General features: G+C 69.7%; 18 protein-coding genes. 10 read left to right on the top strand and 8 right to left on the bottom strand.

Annotated elements, in window-relative coordinates:
• Positions 1–258: 258 nt before the first annotated feature.
• Positions 259–1,362, top strand: coding sequence for a hypothetical protein (locus tag ACSSVZ_RS18985; protein ID WP_453972308.1), 1,104 nt, complete (start codon positions 259–261; stop codon positions 1,360–1,362).
• 464 nt (positions 1,363–1,826) lie between these two features.
• Here ACSSVZ_RS18985 and dksA read toward each other — a convergent pair whose 3' ends face one another.
• Entirely contained in the window at positions 1,827–2,243 is a 417-nt protein-coding gene (dksA, locus tag ACSSVZ_RS18980) for an RNA polymerase-binding protein DksA (protein ID WP_453972307.1), read from the bottom strand.
• Between the two features lie 267 nt (positions 2,244–2,510).
• Between dksA and ACSSVZ_RS18975 the strand changes: the two genes are divergently transcribed.
• Positions 2,511–3,356, top strand: a complete 846-nt coding sequence (locus tag ACSSVZ_RS18975) for an AAA family ATPase (protein ID WP_453972306.1) — start codon at positions 2,511–2,513, stop codon at positions 3,354–3,356.
• 246 nt (positions 3,357–3,602) lie between these two features.
• Positions 3,603–4,142, top strand: a complete 540-nt coding sequence (locus tag ACSSVZ_RS18970) for a SixA phosphatase family protein (protein WP_453972305.1) — start codon at positions 3,603–3,605, stop codon at positions 4,140–4,142.
• Positions 4,143–4,171: 29 nt separating this feature from the next.
• On the opposite strand, the gene ACSSVZ_RS18965 is transcribed toward ACSSVZ_RS18970, so the two are convergent.
• A complete protein-coding gene (locus ACSSVZ_RS18965; RefSeq protein WP_453972304.1) occupies positions 4,172–4,783 on the bottom strand; it encodes a LysE family translocator in 612 nt (203 codons plus the stop codon).
• A gap of 161 nt (positions 4,784–4,944) precedes the next feature.
• Positions 4,945–6,045 carry a histidine kinase dimerization/phosphoacceptor domain -containing protein gene (locus ACSSVZ_RS18960; RefSeq protein ID WP_453972303.1) on the bottom strand — a complete coding sequence of 367 codons (1,101 nt, stop codon included), beginning with the start codon at positions 6,043–6,045 and terminating at the stop codon, positions 4,945–4,947.
• Positions 6,046–6,532: 487 nt separating this feature from the next.
• Between ACSSVZ_RS18960 and ACSSVZ_RS18955 the strand changes: the two genes are divergently transcribed.
• Both ACSSVZ_RS18955 and ACSSVZ_RS18950 read left to right on the top strand, forming a co-directional pair.
• A complete protein-coding gene (locus ACSSVZ_RS18955; RefSeq protein WP_453972302.1) occupies positions 6,533–7,984 on the top strand; it encodes a YcjX family protein in 1,452 nt (483 codons plus the stop codon).
• Complete coding sequence (locus ACSSVZ_RS18950) at positions 7,981–9,003, top strand: YcjF family protein (protein ID WP_453972301.1); 1,023 nt, start codon at positions 7,981–7,983, stop codon at positions 9,001–9,003. The genes ACSSVZ_RS18955 and ACSSVZ_RS18950 overlap by 4 nt, the downstream gene beginning before the upstream one ends.
• Before the next feature lie 59 nt (positions 9,004–9,062).
• Here the strand turns inward: ACSSVZ_RS18950 and ACSSVZ_RS18945 are convergent, their stop codons facing one another.
• Complete coding sequence (locus ACSSVZ_RS18945) at positions 9,063–9,230, bottom strand: hypothetical protein (protein WP_453972300.1); 168 nt, start codon at positions 9,228–9,230, stop codon at positions 9,063–9,065.
• Positions 9,231–9,617: 387 nt separating this feature from the next.
• Between ACSSVZ_RS18945 and ACSSVZ_RS18940 the strand changes: the two genes are divergently transcribed.
• From ACSSVZ_RS18940 to ACSSVZ_RS18930, 3 genes are read left to right on the top strand one after another with little or no spacing between them, the layout of a single operon-like run.
• Positions 9,618–10,793, top strand: a complete 1,176-nt coding sequence (locus tag ACSSVZ_RS18940; RefSeq protein ID WP_453972299.1) for a vWA domain-containing protein — start codon at positions 9,618–9,620, stop codon at positions 10,791–10,793.
• Between the two features lie 52 nt (positions 10,794–10,845).
• On the top strand, positions 10,846–11,151 hold the full coding sequence (locus ACSSVZ_RS18935) for a DUF1902 domain-containing protein (RefSeq protein ID WP_453972298.1): 306 nt from the start codon (positions 10,846–10,848) through the stop codon (positions 11,149–11,151).
• A complete protein-coding gene (locus ACSSVZ_RS18930) occupies positions 11,148–11,342 on the top strand; it encodes a type II toxin-antitoxin system HicA family toxin (RefSeq protein ID WP_453972297.1) in 195 nt (64 codons plus the stop codon). The genes ACSSVZ_RS18935 and ACSSVZ_RS18930 overlap by 4 nt, the downstream gene beginning before the upstream one ends.
• Before the next feature lie 58 nt (positions 11,343–11,400).
• Here the strand turns inward: ACSSVZ_RS18930 and ACSSVZ_RS18925 are convergent, their stop codons facing one another.
• Positions 11,401–12,300 (bottom strand): hypothetical protein, encoded by a 900-nt coding sequence (locus ACSSVZ_RS18925; protein WP_453972296.1) that lies wholly within the window; start codon positions 12,298–12,300, stop codon positions 11,401–11,403.
• Between the two features lie 3 nt (positions 12,301–12,303).
• A complete protein-coding gene (locus tag ACSSVZ_RS18920; RefSeq protein ID WP_453972295.1) occupies positions 12,304–13,611 on the bottom strand; it encodes a hypothetical protein in 1,308 nt (435 codons plus the stop codon).
• Between the two features lie 250 nt (positions 13,612–13,861).
• Here ACSSVZ_RS18920 and ACSSVZ_RS18915 point away from each other — a divergent pair, with 250 nt between their 5' ends.
• Together ACSSVZ_RS18915 and ACSSVZ_RS18910 are read left to right on the top strand one after the other, a co-directional pair.
• Complete coding sequence (locus ACSSVZ_RS18915) at positions 13,862–14,305, top strand: ATP-binding protein (RefSeq protein WP_453972294.1); 444 nt, start codon at positions 13,862–13,864, stop codon at positions 14,303–14,305.
• On the top strand, positions 14,302–14,649 hold the full coding sequence (locus ACSSVZ_RS18910; RefSeq protein ID WP_453972293.1) for an STAS domain-containing protein: 348 nt from the start codon (positions 14,302–14,304) through the stop codon (positions 14,647–14,649). The genes ACSSVZ_RS18915 and ACSSVZ_RS18910 overlap by 4 nt, the downstream gene beginning before the upstream one ends.
• 70 nt (positions 14,650–14,719) lie before the next feature.
• On the opposite strand, the gene ACSSVZ_RS18905 is transcribed toward ACSSVZ_RS18910, so the two are convergent.
• Together ACSSVZ_RS18905 and ACSSVZ_RS18900 are read right to left on the bottom strand one after the other, a co-directional pair.
• On the bottom strand, positions 14,720–15,397 hold the full coding sequence (locus ACSSVZ_RS18905) for a GNAT family N-acetyltransferase (protein WP_453972292.1): 678 nt from the start codon (positions 15,395–15,397) through the stop codon (positions 14,720–14,722).
• Between the two features lie 83 nt (positions 15,398–15,480).
• Positions 15,481–16,515 (bottom strand): ABC transporter substrate-binding protein, encoded by a 1,035-nt coding sequence (locus ACSSVZ_RS18900; RefSeq protein WP_453972291.1) that lies wholly within the window; start codon positions 16,513–16,515, stop codon positions 15,481–15,483.
• Between the last annotated feature and the right edge of the window lie 136 nt (positions 16,516–16,651).

Here is a 16,651-nt window from a genome sequence, read left to right as displayed (position 1 = left end):
ACGGCAGATTGTGGCAAGCAGAGGGACGCATTTCGGGGCCGCTGCCGGCGGCGCGCAACCGCCCCAGGGTGTCAAAGACCGGCGCCGGAATCCTGGACGTGGAAAACTCAGCGTTTGCCAACCCGGCCGGATTTTTGCTTAACCGGATGGGACGTGTCCGGATAAGGTCGGTACCGTCGGCGCCCGGCGGCCCGCTTTGCAGTCCGGATCGCCGGACACGGCCCGGGGATGTTCGGCGTCTGCAACTTGGGGGAATGAATGGCGACCTGGCTCGCGACGACCTTCGGCATCGACCCGGGCTTCGCCCGCGGCGTGTTATTCGTCTTCACCGCGGCGATCCTGTTCGCGATCGTCTGGGCCATCCTCGCCTTCGTGCGCGGCCTCACGTCCGGCCGCCTCGGCCGCGCCAAGCGCAATCGCCAGCCGCGCCTGGCCGTCATGGACACCACCGACATCGACCATCGCCGCCAGCTGGTGCTGGTGCGCCGCGACCACGTCGAGCACCTGCTGCTGATCGGCGGGCCCGTGGACGTGGTGGTGGAGGAGAACATCATCCGCAACGCCGCCGCCGACACGCTCGGACGCGGCACCCGCGGCCGCAGGATGGCCGGCGACGAGGACGAGGCCGACAGCGGCGCCGCCGCCACCGAGTTCGAACCGTCCGCGCCCGCCCCGGCGCCCGAGGTTCCGCCTGCCCCGGCGCCGGCCCCGCTCGCCCGCCCCGCCGTCGCCGCGCGCCCGGCCAACGGCGGCACCCCCGCCGCCCGTGCTCCGGTGCAGCAGCCCACCGCCCGGCCCCGTCCGGCCGGACAGCCGGAGGCCGCCGAACCCCGGCGCTGGCGCCCGACGAGCGTCTCCGCGTCGACCGACGAGGCCGCCGCCGGCCGGCAGCCGCAACCGCCGCAACCGCCGCAACCGCCGCGCCCTGCTGCGCCCCAGGCAGCCGCACCGCGTCCGCCCCAGCCGGCCCGCCCGCCCCAGGCCGCACGGCCGACCGTGCGGCCTGCCGGCACCGACATGCCCGCCCCCCCGCAGCCCGCACGGCCGGCCCCGGCCGAGGGCCGGCCGGCCGCCCCCGCCTTCGTGGCGCCGCCGCCGGCAGATCCCCAGCCGGCCGCTGCCGAGCCGAAGGCCCCCGCCGAGCCGGCAGCCGACGCGGCGCCTGCCGCCAATCCGAAGCCCGAGGCCGTCCGTCCGTCTCCGCCTGCACCGTCCCCCGCCGCCCAGGCCGACACGCAGCCGCAGCCCGACGCTCAGCCGAAGGACACGGCCGAGCGTGAGTCCAGCGCCGATGGCGACGGCGACGATCTGGATCTCGACGACGAGATGGCCCGCCTCCTGCGCGGCGTCGGCGAGCGCTAGAGCCCTTTCCGGTCAGGTGGAATCACCTGGCCGACAAGAAATGGCTTCAGAATCAATACCTTGAGCATTTCAGTCAGGTGGCCTCCCCTGGTCGGCGAGGAATGCCCCGCTTCAGGTCCCGCTAGCCGGCCCCGCGCGGCCGTCCTGTCCGTCACGCCCCCGAGCGCGACGGTCCGGCCAAAAAAAAGCCGGCTCCCGCTTTGCGGTACCGGCATTTTTGAAGACACGCGGAGGCCCGGCCGGCCAGAGTGGCCATTCGGAGTTCCGGTCCTTCCAGTCGGTTCGAGCCGCGAACGGCCTCGGATCACGATGACGTCAGGTCGGTTTGACCCGAAGCTGCGAGGCCGGTCCGCTTCAAGGCTCGGGAGCGGGATGCGGGCGCAAGGCCGACCCCGCCCTTGTCTGCAGCATCGGACCCGCCATGAGAAAAGGCCGATGCGGCAAGTCTCCTTGGTCGGAAGTCTCTAGTCGTCCCGGTAGATCCGTTCGCGCCGCTCGTGCTGTTCCTGGGCCTCGATCGACAGGGTGGCGATGGGACGTGCATCGAGACGCTTCAGGGAGATCGGCTCGCCGGTCTCCTCGCAGTAGCCGTAGCTGCCGTCGTCGATGCGCTGCAGCGCCGAATCGATCTTCGCGATCAGTTTGCGCTGCCTGTCCCTTGCCCTGAGCTCGATCGCCCGGTCGGTCTCCGACGATGCACGGTCGGCGATGTCGGGATGGTTGCTCGAATCCTCCTGGAGTTGCTCGAGCGTCTCTTTGGCCTCGCGAAGGATATCTTCCTTCCAGACCAGCAGTTTCTTGCGGAAGTACCCCCGCTGCCGTTCGTTCATGAACGGCTCGTCCTCCGAGGGTCGGTAGTCTGCGTCGATCTCAACCGCCATAAAAGGTCCTCGGCACTCGGGTTGAAAGCGGCGCCTTTATAGCGGCGGCCTTCCGGCGGGACAACGCCATAAGGATGCAGGATTCACACCCCTCTACCCGGGCGACCCGTGACGGCCGCTCGGTCCGCTTTGCGCGACCGGTCCGATCGTATATTCGTGAGCCGTCCCGCGCCCCGGCCGCGCCCGGCCGCCGGTGTCGTGGGAGGGCGCTCCCGCGCCCCTGCCCGCGCCCCTGATTGACCTCCCCGACCGACCACGAGGACCGACATGCGATTTGAAGGCTCAGCGGACTATGTCGCGACCGAGGACCTGCGGGTGGCGGTCAATGCCGCCATCACGCTGGAGCGGCCGCTTCTGGTGAAGGGCGAGCCCGGCACCGGCAAGACCGTGCTGGCCCACGAGATCGCCCGCGGCCTCAAGGCCCCGATGCTGGAATGGCACATCAAGTCGACCACCAAGGCCCATCAGGGCCTCTACGAGTACGACGCCGTCTCGCGCCTGCGCGACAGCCAGCTCGGCGATCCGCGCGTCTCCGACATCGCCAACTACATCCGGCGCGGCAAGCTGTGGGAATCATTTGCGGCGGAGCAGCGTCCCGTCCTGCTGATCGACGAGATCGACAAGGCCGACATCGAGTTCCCGAACGACCTCCTGCAGGAGCTCGATCGCATGGAGTTCTTCGTCTACGAGACCGGCGAGACGATCCGCGCCCGCCAGCGGCCGATCGTCATCATCACCTCCAACAACGAGAAGGACCTGCCGGACGCCTTCCTGCGCCGCTGTTTCTTCCACTACATCCGCTTCCCCGATCCCGAGACGATGGCCGAGATCGTCGAGGTGCACTTCCCCGGCATCAAGCAGCGCCTGCTCAGCGAGGCGCTCGGGATCTTCTTCCAGGTCCGCGAGCTGCCCGGCCTGAAGAAGAAGCCCTCCACCTCCGAGCTGCTCGACTGGCTGAAGCTGCTGCTCAACGAGGACATCGACGAGACGGTGCTGCGCGAGCACGACCAGAAGAAGCTGATCCCGCCGCTCTACGGCGCCCTCCTCAAGAACGAACAGGACGTGCACCTGTTCGAGCGGCTCGCCTTCATGGCCCGCCGCGACGGACGCTAGATCACGATCATATCCTGGAGCGGGATGCGGGCGCAGAGCCGGTATGCCGCCTTCCTCCTCCCGCCCGCGAGCGTTTCCCGTTCAAATCGAAGCGATCTGAACGAAAAGGAATTGCTCAAGGAATTGATTCTTGAGCCATTTCCCTTCGATCGGGTGATGCCACCTGATCGGGAAGGGTTCTGGGTCCGACTGAGTTGAGGCCCGTTCCCGGTCCGGGACGGTCACCGGATCGACAGGAGAAACCGCATGCGCCGCCTGATGCTGCTCCGGCACGCCAAGTCATCCTGGGATGATCAGGCGCTGCGCGATTTCGATCGCCCGTTGAACGCCCGGGGCCGGGCGGCCGCCCCCCTCGTGGCGGCCTGGATGGTCACCAACGACTGCGTTCCCCAGCACGTGCTGTGTTCGACGGCCCAGCGCACCCGCGAAACCCTGGCCGCCTGTGTCCCGCACTTTCCCGATCCGCTCGCGGTCGGGCTGCTGGACGAGCTCTACGACGCCGAGGCGGATGATGTGGCCGGCATCGTCCGGGTCCACGGCGGCGGCGAGAGCGTGCTGGTCATCGGCCACAACCCGGGCATCCAGGAATGCGCGGCCGACCTGATCAGCGACGGGGACGACCGGCTCGTGCACAGCCTGGAATCGCATTTCCCGACCGGGGCGCTGGCGGTGATCGACTTCGACATCGCCGAGTGGGCGGCGCTCGAGCCCGACAGCGGCCGCCTCGTCTCCTTCGTCCGGCCGCGCGATCTCGACGGCGACGCCGGCAAGCGCGGCAGGAAGTAGCGCGAACCGGACCGTCAGGCTCAGGCGCGTCAGTGCCGCGCGACGATGACGGCGGCGGCACCGGCCATGGCGGCCGCGGCGCTGCGGTTCATCAGCTTGAGGGCGCGCGGGTTGCGCAGCATCGCCCGCGCCCGCGTCGCCAGCGCGATGTAGGGGATCACCACCGCATACAGCACCAGCACGGTGACGACGGCCAGGACGCCGTAGGACTGCGGCGTGACCGAATGCAGATCCACCACGGTGGGCAGCAGCGCCATGTAGAAGATGATCGTCTTCGGGTTGCCCAGCGTGATGGTGAAGCCCGACAGGAAAGACGGCCAGAAGCCCGCCCCCTGGCGCGCATGCACCCGTTCCGGGTCGATGCCCGCCCGCCAGAACGACCAGGCGAGCCAGGCGAGATAGGCCGCCCCCGCCAGCCGCACCACGACGAAGACCTCGCCGAACACGTCGGCGATCGCCGCAAGGCCGAGCACCGCGAAGGTCAGGTAGGTGAGATCGCCGAGCACCAGCCCGTTCATGAAATAGAACGCCGGGCGGAAGCCGGAGCCGAGCGCCTTGCCGACGGTTGCGGCGATGCCGGGGCCCGGGATGGCCGCCGCAATGGCGAGCGCGATGGCGTAGGGGAGGTAATCGAGAAGCACCGGTCAGGCTCCGCAAGCGAGGTCGGGCGGCCGCAGCCTTTTGCCATCGGCTGCATACACCGGATCGCCGGGACGTGGCTGCAGAAATCGATCGTCCGGGCCGGTCCCGTTCGCCCCCGCCGGCACGATCGCGACGGCGCCCACCGGGGAGCCGGCTCCCGTCAGTAGGTCGGCTCTTTCTGGAACTGCAGCCACACCGCCAGCCCGCCCGCCGAGGAATTGACGTTCAGCTCGCATTGCAGCTCGGAACAGATCACCTGGGCGATCTTCATCCCGATGCCTCCGCGCGCGGTTGCTTCGGGGTCGGGCAGCCCGACCCCGTCGTCCCGGCAGACCAGGCGGACGGACTGGCCGCCCTGGGTCTGCGAAATGGAAATCCGGACGGTGCCGGTCCGATCGCCCGGGAAAGCGTGCTTGAAGGAGTTCGCGACGAACTCGTTCATCAGCGTACCCACCGCCACGGCCTGCCGCGACGAGACGTCGATGGGTTCCACGTCGAGTTCCAGCGTGACGTTCTGGGGGGCGACCGTGGAAAAATGCGCGCCGAGGTTCGAGCTGTAGCGGGCCAGGTCCACGACCGGGCCGGCATCGGTGCGGTAGAGTTCGGCGTGCAGCGAGGCGACGGCTTCCATCCGGGAATGGATGGTCGACAGCGCCGCGTGGGTCTCCTCCGACTGCGCCTGGCGATCCAGCAGGCGGATCAGCGCCGACAGCGACTGCAGTGAGTTCTTGACCCGGTGATCGACCTCCTGGCGGAGCACTTTGGCGGCGTTCAGCGCCTTGCGCATTTCCAGCTGCGCCATCACCTGGCGGGCCAGCACGCGAACCGCATCGCGCTGCAGCGGCGTCAGGCGCATCGGCTTGTAGTCGAGCACGCACAGCGTGCCCAGCGGCAGCCCGTCGTCGGTCTTCAGGAGCGCGCCGGCATAGAAGCGCAGCCCCGAGTCGCCGCCGCACAGCGGGTTGTCGAGGGTGCGCGGATCCTGGAGCGTGTCCGGGATCTCGATGAAGTCCTCTTCCAGGATGGCGTGCGAGCAGATCGACGAGCCGAGCGGCGTCTCGCTGACGCCGAGACCCGTCTCCGCCTTGAACCACTGGCGGTCGGCGTCGACCAGGGTCACCACCGAGATCGACGCGCCGCAGATCTCGGCCGCCAGGCCGACGATGTCGTCGAAGTCCTTCTCGCGGTCCGTGTCCAGGATTTCGTAGGAATGAAGCGCCTTGAGACGGTCACTCTGGCGGGGATGGGAACGCGCTTCCATGGGGTGCTGCTGAAACCTTCGGCAACGAACGTGTGGGGAACCAGTGGTCTATCGGGAACCGGAGGACGGAACCAGCCGCTGCGGCGGGAATCTGTCGCGCCGCCCCGGCGCGCAGGCCGATGGGCAGCCTAGAGCGGGATGCGGAAAAGGGGAAACCGCTTTTCCATCCGCATTTCGCTCCAGGATATGAGAATCGATCGCGTCCTGTGAGACCCTGTCGATCGGAGCTGATCTCAGCGCGCTCTGGCGCACGCAGTGTCCGGACCGGACCGATCCGGACGCGCACAGGCCCCGGCGCAGCGTCTTGCACAATTGCCGGGAGGCGGCACATGTTCCGTGGCAGTCTTCCACCCGGCGGCGCGAATGCCCATGTTGGGGCCGGCGCACGGCGTCGCGCGCGAGCGGCGTTTCCCTCCCGCCGGCTTCCCGTTTACCGCCCGGCTCCGGCCGATCCGACAGTCTCCAGCAAGGCGCCCCCGCACCGCGCATGAAACTCACCACCCTGACCGACGATGCCCGGCTCGCGATCGAGACGCTGGCAAGCCGCACCGGCGGACTGGTGTCCCCGAGCCTCCGGCTCGGCGTGACCGGCCTTGCCCGCTCCGGCAAGACCGTGTTCCTGACGTCGCTCGTCCACAATCTGGTGCACGGCGGCCGGCTGCCGGTGTTCGCCCCTTACGCCCAGGGGCGGCTGACGCGCGCCCATCTCGAGCCCCAGCCGGACGACGCGGTGCCGCGCTTTGCCTACGAGGACCACGTCCGCGCCCTCATCGACGACCGCATCTGGCCGGACTCCACCCACCGCATCGCCGAACTTCGCGTCACCATCGAGTACGAGTCCGCCTCCTTCCTGAACCGCAACCTCAGGCCGGGCCGGCTGCACCTCGATCTGGTCGACTATCCGGGCGAATGGCTGCTCGACCTGCCGCTGCTCGCCAAGGACTATCGGACCTGGGCGCGGGAATCCCTGTCGGAGGCCCGCCGGCCGTTCCATGCGGCGAGCGCCGCCCCCTGGCTCGCCGCGCTCCAGGGGGTGGACTCCGGCAAGCCGGCTGACGAGGTGACCGCCCGCACGCTCGCGGAAGCCTTCACCGGCTACCTGCGTGCGGTTCGCGAGGACTCCACCACGCCGCTCACCTTCCCGCCCGGCCGCTTCCTGATGCCCGGCGATCTGGAAGGCTCGCCGGCGCTGACCTTCGCGCCGCTGGATCCGCCGTCGGGCGAGGTCGCGCGCGACGCCCTGTGGACGATGATGGAGCGGCGCTACGAGGCCTACAAATCCCACGTGGTGCGGCCGTTCTTCCGCAACCACTTCGCCCGTCTCGACCGGCAGATCGTCCTCGTCGACGTGCTGGCGGCGCTGAACGCCGGCCCCGAGGCGGTCCGCGCTTTGCAGTCGACGCTGTCGGAGGTGCTCGCCTGCTTCCGCCCCGGCCGGCTGTCCTGGCTGACCCGCCTGGTCGACCGCCGCGTCGACCGGCTGATGTTCGCCGCCACCAAGGCCGACCACATCCACCACTCCGACCACGACAAGCTGGAGGCGATCCTCGCCACCCTGGTGGAGAGCGCCACCAGCCGCGCCGCCTTCGCCGGCGCCGAGGTCGACGTGGCCGCCATCGCCGCCGTGCGCGCCACCCGCGAGGGCCGGGTCCGCCAGGGCCTGGAGCAGCTTCCCGCCATCATCGGCACGCCGCTGCCCGGCGAGCGGGTCGACGGCACCGTCTACGACGGCGACACCGAGATCGCGCTGTTTCCGGGCGACCTGCCGTCCGAGCCCCGCTCGGTGCTGCGCACCGAGACCGGCGATGCCGGCGCGCTCGCCTTTCTGCGCTTCCGCCCGCCACGGCTGGAGACCACCGCCAGCGGCACCACCCTGTCGCTTCCGCACATCCGGCTGGACCGGGTGCTGCAGTTCCTCATCGGAGACCGTCTGGCATGAGCGGGCCCCGCCGTCCCACCGCGTTCCGCGTCGAGGAGGCCGAGATCTCCTCCGCCCCGCCGCCGTTCGAGGCCGATCCGGAGACCGGCTTCGAGGAGATCGCCAGCAAGGGCGACCTCATCCCCCGCGACGATCCCGCCGCCGCGCCGCGCCGCGGCTGGTCGCTCGGCACCGTGTTCTCCATCGGTCTCGGCGGCCTCGTCAGCCTCGGCGTCGGCTTCGCCGTCGACCGGCTGATCGCCGACCTGTTCGACCGCGCGCCCTGGCTCGGCTGGGTGGCGGTGGTGCTGGCGGCGATGGCCGCCGTCGGCGCGCTCGGCGTCGTCATCAAGGAGGCGATCGCGCTCCGCCGCATCGCCAAGATCGAGCATCTGCGGGTCGACGGGCAGAAAGCGGCCGACACCGACGACCGCGACGCCGCGCTGCGCGTCTGCCGGTCGCTGGTCACGCTCTATTCGACCCGCCCCTCCACGGCGCGCGGCCGCACGGCCCTCGCCGGCCACATGGACGAGATCATCGACGGGCGCGACCTGATCGGGCTCGCCGAGCGCGAGATCCTGAGCCCCATCGACGCCCAGGCCCGCGCCCTGGTGATCGCCTCGGCGAAGCGGGTCTCAGTCGTCACCGCCCTGTCGCCGCGCGCTCTCGTCGACATCCTCTACGTGGCGATCGAGGCATTCCGGCTGATGCGCCGGCTGGCCGCCCTCTATTCCGGCCGCCCGGGCACGCTGGGCTTCCTGCGGCTGGCCCGCCACACGATCCAGCACCTCGCGGTCACCGGCGGCATGGCGGCGGGCGATTCCCTTCTCCACGAGGTCGTCGGCGGATCGGTGGTGTCGCGCCTCTCCACCCGGCTCGGCGAGGGCGTCGTCAACGGCCTGATGACCGCCCGCCTGGGCCTCGCCGCCATCGACGTCTGCCGGCCGCTGCCGTTCGTGACCACCCGCCGGCCGCGCGTCTCCGACATCGTCTCCGAGCTTGGATCGACGAGCGGCGACGACGCCAAGGGCAAGCGATGACCTGGCTCCGGCTCGCCAGGCCCCGACAAGGCGGCTGGTGCGCCGGAGCCAGATCACCGTCAGCGTCCGGCGAGAGGGCGATGCGGCCGGAAATCTTCGTTCAGGTGCCCGAAGATATGGGCAAAGCCGCCCCGGTCGCGCCAGTAGACGCACCCGCACGCCTGGCAGATCAGCGGCCGGTCCGGCAGCGACCGCATGTCGGCGGGCAGGCGGGCCCGTTCCGCCAAGGTCAATTCCCGCTGGATCGCCGGCGGCGCAAAGACGCAGACGGCAGCCGGGCAGCCGGGCAGCCGGCCGGGTTCATCCGACCGACCCCCGATGCAGGTTCGCATGGCTCATGATTGCCTCCCCAGTTACGTCGTCGCCGGGAGGTGAGCTACTGCCGGGCCCCGCAACCGCATGTGACGCCGGTCACGATCCGGGCGATTGCGGCGCGCCGCGTGCCTTGCGGGCACGCGTGGTGTAAGCTTCGACCGGATCCGCTTTCGGCCACGCGGCTTGTCTTTTCCGGCCGCCGAAGCACGGGCGATTCAGAAAGCTGGTCCGCTCCCTTCCGGCCAGGCAGCGCCGGCCGGACCGGGAACGGCCCGGACCCACAGCCGTCGAGAGCGTCGATGTTCCTCACCTTCTTCCACGACCTGAAGCGCGCCGGCGTGCCGGTGTCGCTGCGCGAGTACCTCACCCTCATGGAGGCGCTGGAGGCCGATCTCGCCGACAAGCGGGTGGAGGACTTCTACTATCTGTCGCGCGCGCTGCTGGTGAAGGACGAGACCAACATCGACCGCTTCGACCGGGTGTTCTCCCAGACCTTCAAGGGGATCGAGACCGTCGGCGACGCGGTCGAGGCGGAGATCCCCGAGGAGTGGATCCGCAAGCTCGCCGAGAAGTTCCTGACCGACGAGGAGAAGGCCGAGATCGAGGCGCTCGGCGGCTTCGAGAAGCTGATGGAGACGCTGAAGGAGCGGCTCGCCGAGCAGCAGGGCCGCCACCAGGGCGGCTCCAAGTGGATCGGCACGGCCGGCACCTCGCCGTTCGGCGCCTACGGCTACAACCCGGAAGGCGTGCGTATCGGCCAGGACAAGAGCCGCCACCGCCGCGCCGTGAAGGTCTGGGACCGGCGCGACTTCAAGGACTACGACCACACCGTCGAGATCGGCACGCGCACCATCAAGATCGCGCTCCGCCGCCTGCGCCGCTTCGCCCGCACCGGGGCGGCCGAGGAGCTTGCCCTCGACGACACCATCCGGGCCACCGCCGAAAAGGGCTATCTCGACATCCAGATGCGGCCGGAACGGCGCAACGCGGTGAAGGTGCTCTTGTTCCTCGACGTCGGCGGCTCCATGGACGACCACATCCGGGTCTGCGAGGAGCTGTTCTCCGCCGCCCGCATGGAGTTCAAGTCGCTCGACCACTTCTACTTCCACAACTGCCTCTACGAGGGCGTGTGGACCGACAACCGGCGCCGCCACGCCGAGCGCATCCCGACCTGGGACCTGCTGCACACCTATCCGGCCGATTCCAAGGTGGTGGTGGTTGGCGACGCCTCCATGAGCCCCTACGAGGTGACCATGCCGGGCGGCTCGGTGGAGCACTGGAACGAGGAGGCCGGCCAGGTCTGGCTGGAGCGGCTGGTGCGCACCTATCCGGGCCTCGCCTGGATCAACCCGGTGCCGCAAACCCACTGGCAGTACACCATGTCCATCCAGCTGATCCGCCAGCTCATCGGCGACCGCATGTACCCGCTCACCCTCGACGGCCTCGACGCGGCCATGCGCGGCCTGGCGCGGTAGGACCCGAAAGCCCTTCGAAAACGCGCGATTTCGTGGGGAGAGCACTCCATGTATGCTGGTTGAGCGCACCGAAGTGCGGGGCGAAGATCAGTTGCAAAGGAGCGGGGTCGTGCAGAAAAGCGTGACGGTCCACGTCGCCTTCGATCCGGACGCGTCCGTCTGGTACGTCGAGGAGGCCAACCTACCGGGGCTCTCCGGCGAAGCGGAGACCCTAGAAGCCCTCATCGAACGGCTTCCCGTGCTCGTCACGGATCTGATCGAAGAGAACGGCTTCGTTGATGGCGCACAGAGCGGCGAACTTCCGATCGAGGTGATCGCGCACCGCACCACATCGGCCCGTTACTCAACGGCCGCGTGAGCGACTTCGGGCCAGACGTCAGAAAGCTCCTGCAAGCGGCCGGGTGTTATTTCGTTCGCTCCGGAAAGGGCGATCACGAAATGTGGCACAGCCCGCTGGTTGACCGGAAAATTACCGTCGACAAGAAAATCAAGTCGCGCCACACGGCCAACGCCGTTCTCAAGCAGGCCGGGCTTCCGAAGGCTTTCTGAGATATCTGGGGGCACACTCCGGGCGTCTGACTTTGACCGACCCGAGTTTGGCTGACGGTCAGTTCGAGGCCTCGCCCGGCGCCCCCTCCGCCGCAGCAACCTCCCCCTCCGCCACCCACCCGTACTCCGCAAGCTCCTCCCGCGTGTAGACGTAGAGCCGGTCCTTCGGCGTGCGCATGGCCGGGATCCAGGCGGCCGCGTCGATGTCCATCTCCACCAGCAGCGCCAGCACCTCGGCGCTGATCCGCTGGCCGCCGGCAAGCCCGTCGGCGACGGTGCCCTCCTCCTCGCCCGCCGTGAACGCCTGATGGACGCCGAGCCATGCCGGCTCCCCCACGCTGCGCCGAACGCCGCCGGCAAACACCAGCGGGCACGACGAGGCGCAGTAGCCGTTCGTCGGCACCTCCGTGGCGATCCCCTTCTCGCGCAGCGCCCGGGCCATGGCGATCGCATCGCGCACCGAGCCGCCCGGCGAGTGCAGCACCAGCACGGTGAGTTCGTCGCCCTGGCTCTCGAGGAAATCGGCAAAGACCCTCGCCGTGCCGACATCGATGCGGCCGACGGCGCTCGCCCGGCCTTCCGTGCCGCGCCGGAATTCCATCGGCTGCACCAGAGCATCGCCGCCGGGCCGGTCGACATGGCCGGGCAGCGGATCCGGCCCGTCTTCGGGCAGCGCCGGCACCCCCGACGGGCTGTAGCGGCGGACCTGGTCGCCGGGCGCCGGCGGCGCCATCGGGATCGGGCCGGTGCGCGCCGGAGACAGGGTGTCCGGCAGCGCCTCCCGGGCCGCCTCGATGCCCGGGCGCGCGTCGGCGCCCAGCACCACCGCCGTGCCAACCAGCAGCACGGCGAACACCAGCTTCAGGATGCCGTCCTCGATCGCCTGCAGCCGGCGCGGCCGCGCCGGGCCCTCGGCATCTTCCGGTCGACCGCCGGGCCGCTGTCCGCGCGCCGCCACCGCCTAGTCTCCCGGCGGGGCGGTGCGCCGGGGACCGGCATCGGCCAACCGCGTCACCTGCGGCGGGTGATCGCGCGCGCCCGCAGCCGCGTCGCCCCCCCGCTCGTCCTCGGGCACGCCGGCCTCAATGTCGCGTTCCTCGTCGCGCATGCGGTGGTAGATGCGCATGGCGCGCATCAGCTCGCCCGCGGTCATCGAGTGTTCCTCCAGCTCCTCGCCTTCCTCCCGGCGGATGGCCGACTGGACGCCGGCGAGGATCAGGATCATCACCGCCGGCAGGAGATCGATCGAAATGGCCCCGGCCCAGCTCGGCAGGAAGTCGCGGGCGTAGCGGACGACCGCCTCCGGCGTCGACAGCGCGGTGAAGCGCAGCGGCTGCACGGGCTCGCGGTCGAGGATCTGCTCGGCCGCCGCCGCCAGGGCGTTCGCCTGGGCCTCCACCGCGTCCTGCACGCGCCCGACGACCTCGCTCTGGCGCGCCGCCAGATCGGCGCTGCCGCCGCCGGCGGCTGGCGCGACGAAGGTGGCGGCGAGATCGTCCGCGGCGCGCTTCACCGCCGGGGCGATCGAGGTCTGCTGCAGGCTGGCGATGACGCCGGCCAGCGCCACCGCTTCCTCGCCGAACGCGTTGGAGCGCTCTTCCACCGGGCCCTGCGCCGAGACGATGGTGCGCATGGCGGCAAGGTTTTCGCCGCCGTCCTTGTAGAGCTGGTCGACCACCTCGCGCGACGCCCGCACCTCGCCCGCCAGGCTGGCGAGATCCGACGCCATCTGCCGCAGCAACTGCACCACGGTGCCGGAGCCCGAGGTGCCGGTCAGCGCGCCGCCGGCCTCCTCCTCCTCGGCGAGGCGCCGGAAGCGCGACGAGGCGAGCTCGATGTCCGGCAGCAGCCCCTGGGCGGCGAGCGCGTTGGAATGCGCCGCGTCGAGCCGGTGCTGGTATTCCTCCGCCGTGGTGGCGAGGTGCTGCTCCAACGCGGCGCCGCCGGCGAGCGCCGCCGCGTTCAGCCACGACGACATCGCCACGATCATCGCACAGCCGAGCACCAGCGCCACCGACAGCGTGCGACGGTCCTTCCAGCTGCGCACGTGGGGCAGGAAGAACAGCAGATAGGACCAGAAGGCGTAGATGCCGACGGAGACGGCGGTGGAATAGACCACCGCGGCGAAGAACACCGGCAGTCCCTCCCCCTCCAGGAGGTCGCGGACGCCCAGATAGGTGTAGACACCGGAGGCGAGCGCCAGCACGGCGAGGGTGATCCGCGTGGTGGTGTCGAGCCGTGCGAGGCCCGCCCTGAGTGCTTGCGACATGACGCCCCTGACCGGCCGTGGATTTCGCCAAACGAGACCGCACTTCGCCCCGCCTGTCCAGCCGGACAGGCCGCAAGCGGCGTGCGCTCCTATCCCAACCACATCCAACTCACGAGGTTCGCTCACGTTTCGGCGAGCACCCGATGCCGATTGGCTTGGTGTTGGGATTGAATGTTGGTACGGTCGTCGCGGATGTGCCGGCGAGGGAGAAAGGTTCCCTTCGAACGGCCGCGCGTCGAGTTCGGGACGGATGCCAAAAGCGATCGATGTCAGACTGGAAGCGTCGATCGATGCCGTCATGTCGGTCGAGCCCGACATTGAAGCGTTCTGCGAGGCGCACGACCTGTCGCCGCGCACGAACTTCGTTCTCACGCTCGTGCTGGAAGAACTGCTGACCAACATCGTCAACCACGGCTACGACGGCGCCGACGGCGACCCGATCACGCTGCGGCTGGCGCGCGAGGACGATCTCGTCACCGGCGAGGTCATCGACTCCGGGCCCGAATTCGACCCCACCGGCCTGCCCGACCCGGACGTCAACGCCCCGCTGGAAGAGCGCAACATCGGCGGCCTCGGCGTCTTTCTCAGCCGCAAGTTCACCCGCGAATTGACCTATACCCGTGTCGGGAACACCAATGTCGTCCGCTTCAGCATTGCCGACGACACGCCGCCCCTGAAGGAGGAGACGCATTGACCACACTCACCGTGACCGAAGAAGAGGTCGCCGACGTCGTGGTGCTGGCGCCCGTCGGCCGGGTCGACAGCGCCAACGCCAAGGCGTTCGAATCCCAGGTTCTTCAGAAGATCCAGGAAGGCAAGACGCGCCTCGTGCTCGACTTTGCCGAGCTTGAGTACATCTCCAGCGCCGGGCTGCGCGTGGTGCTGATCGCCGGCAAGAAGGTGAAGGCCACCGGCGGCGTTCTGGCGCTCTGCCAACTCGGCCCGACGATCCGCGACGTCTTCGAGATCTCCGGCTTCATCTCGCTGTTCCCCGTCCACGACACCCGCGAAGAGGCCATCGCCGCGACCCGCGGCTGAGCCCACCGCCCCCTGCCGAACGCATCTGTCATGCGAACCGCCCCGATCCGGACGGAGAGGCCTGGCGCGCTCAGGCGTCGATCTTGACGAAGCCCAGTTCCGGCAGCGAGTCCGGCCCGATGCGGAAGCGCACGGCACCATAGCCGTCGTCGAACAGCGCCTGCGCCGCGTCGACGTCGGCGGCCAACCGCCAGATCTCCGCCTCCGGCGTCGGCGCGAAGTCGACCGCCGCGCGCTGGTGGACGTAGCGCCAGCCGTAGGGCTTGCGCACCCGCGCGACGATGCGGAAATTCTCCCGCAGGAGATTGCGCGTGCTCGGCAGGTTGGCCGGCGAGACCTTGGCGATCACCGCGCGGCCGCCCTGGCGCACCGCCCGGTCGATGCGCTCGCGGATCAGCACGCGCTGCAGCGACCGCGACCAGTACGAGGGATGCACCGCCGAGCCGTCGACCACGAACAGCGGGGCATCCAGGTCGACCAGCCGCCCCAGGCCGTCGCGGTCGTGCTGGTCGCCGAACTCCGGGCGCAGCACGCCATAGGCAATCAGCGCGCCTGCGACCGTGAGGCCGATGATCTCGCCGCCGCGCGCCAGCACGTCCTCGAAGAAGGCGGGCTCGTCGGGCCGGACGGCGGCCGGATCGGGCACGGCGGCCACCGTCGCCCGGAACAGGTGGTCGATCGCGGCGATGTCGCCCACGCCGAGCGTGACGGTTTCGATGGGGTCGTCGAGCGTCGCGGCGGCGGCCATGCGGGCATCCTCGAAAGCTGGAGCATTTGCCGTTCAGATCTCCCGCTCCCGGCGGGACATGCTCAACGTATCGAATCCGAACCTCAGCCGGTGATGACTTCGGCGTAGTTCAGCATCGCCAGCGGCGGATAGAGCTTCAGCTCGCGAGCCAGCGGCATGTTGATGATCAGCGAAAAGCGCTTCAGCGTCTCGATCGGGATGGCCTCCGGCGCGACGCCCTCCACCAGGATCTGTTCCGCCTTGTAGGCGGTCAGCTGGCCCAGCGAGTAATAGCGGCTGATCAGGCTGACCAGCGCGTCGTTCTTGAGCAGCTCGGTGGCCGAGAAGCCCGGCAGGCCGAGGCTGGTCGCCACCGGCGCCACTTTGTCGATGTTGGTGGAGAGGAACGTGTCGGGCAGGTAGTAGAGCCATTCCGCGCCGTCGGCGTGCAGCTCGCGCACCAGTTCGCCGGCGGTGGCGGCGCTGGGCTTGCCGTCGTCGCCGACGGGGAAGGTGCGCTCCACCAGCCGGAAGCCCATCCGCGCCGCGATCTCGCGCAGCGACGAGACGATGACGATCGAGTTCTGCTCGGTCGTCGTATAGAGGACGCCGAGGGTCTTGAACGGCCGGTAGGACTGCATCGCCCGGATCTGCGGCTCCGGCGGCACCACGTGCGACGTGCCGGTGATGTTGCGGTCCGACGAGGCGAGGCTCGGCACCACCCCGGCGCCCACCGGCGTCGACACCATGGTGAAGACGCCCGGGATCTCGGTGATGTACTTGGCCGGGTCCGGATCGGTGTCCTTGCCGTAGGTGGCGATGCTGACCGGCGTGCCCCAGGTGTAGACGAGGTCCGGCTTCAGCCGCTTGATCTCCTCCACGAACCCCGCCACCCGCGACGGATCCAGGTCGGCGTTGCGCGCGATGATCTCCACCGGGATGCCGCGCTGGGAGAGATAGTCGGCGAAGCCGCGCTCGACGTCGGTCGGGCCGCGGTAGGTGATCTGGTAGATGCGGAAGGGCGTGTCGCGCTTGGCCGCGTCCTGGGCCCGGGCGAGCCCGGCGAGCGGGCCGGCCGACAGCGCCACGGCCCCGGCGCCGGCCAGCAGGCCGCGTCGCGTGAGTATCCGGCTGGTCATCTCGTCCCCCTCCTGGAGCGCGCCGATCGCGGGTCGGCGCGACCTGCGATCATGACACGCGCTCGGTTCGATCATACGCGATCGCAAGGCGCGCTGAAAACCGGCCGCCGCGCCGTTGCGCGTCCGGCTCCGGCGC

The sequence above is a fragment of the Amorphus sp. MBR-141 genome, assembly GCF_053628695.1.
This window is presented reverse-complemented; position numbering and strand designations above follow the sequence as displayed.

What these genes read in the sequence shown, in the direction of transcription:
- ACSSVZ_RS18960 (WP_453972303.1), bottom strand. Translation starts at nt 6,045, where the DNA reads ATGGAAGCGCGTTCCCATCCCCGCCAGAGTGACCGTCTCAAGGCGCTT.
- ACSSVZ_RS18950 (WP_453972301.1), top strand. Translation starts at nt 7,981, where the DNA reads ATGAGCGGGCCCCGCCGTCCCACCGCGTTCCGCGTCGAGGAGGCCGAG.
- ACSSVZ_RS18900 (WP_453972291.1), bottom strand. Translation starts at nt 16,515, where the DNA reads ATGACCAGCCGGATACTCACGCGACGCGGCCTGCTGGCCGGCGCCGGG.
- ACSSVZ_RS18935 (WP_453972298.1), top strand. Translation starts at nt 10,846, where the DNA reads ATGCTGGTTGAGCGCACCGAAGTGCGGGGCGAAGATCAGTTGCAAAGG.
- dksA (WP_453972307.1), bottom strand. Translation starts at nt 2,243, where the DNA reads ATGGCGGTTGAGATCGACGCAGACTACCGACCCTCGGAGGACGAGCCG.
- ACSSVZ_RS18970 (WP_453972305.1), top strand. Translation starts at nt 3,603, where the DNA reads ATGCGCCGCCTGATGCTGCTCCGGCACGCCAAGTCATCCTGGGATGAT.
- ACSSVZ_RS18985 (WP_453972308.1), top strand. Translation starts at nt 259, where the DNA reads ATGGCGACCTGGCTCGCGACGACCTTCGGCATCGACCCGGGCTTCGCC.
- ACSSVZ_RS18940 (WP_453972299.1), top strand. Translation starts at nt 9,618, where the DNA reads ATGTTCCTCACCTTCTTCCACGACCTGAAGCGCGCCGGCGTGCCGGTG.
- ACSSVZ_RS18975 (WP_453972306.1), top strand. Translation starts at nt 2,511, where the DNA reads ATGCGATTTGAAGGCTCAGCGGACTATGTCGCGACCGAGGACCTGCGG.
- ACSSVZ_RS18920 (WP_453972295.1), bottom strand. Translation starts at nt 13,611, where the DNA reads ATGTCGCAAGCACTCAGGGCGGGCCTCGCACGGCTCGACACCACCACG.
- ACSSVZ_RS18915 (WP_453972294.1), top strand. Translation starts at nt 13,862, where the DNA reads ATGCCAAAAGCGATCGATGTCAGACTGGAAGCGTCGATCGATGCCGTC.
- ACSSVZ_RS18955 (WP_453972302.1), top strand. Translation starts at nt 6,533, where the DNA reads ATGAAACTCACCACCCTGACCGACGATGCCCGGCTCGCGATCGAGACG.
- ACSSVZ_RS18905 (WP_453972292.1), bottom strand. Translation starts at nt 15,397, where the DNA reads ATGGCCGCCGCCGCGACGCTCGACGACCCCATCGAAACCGTCACGCTC.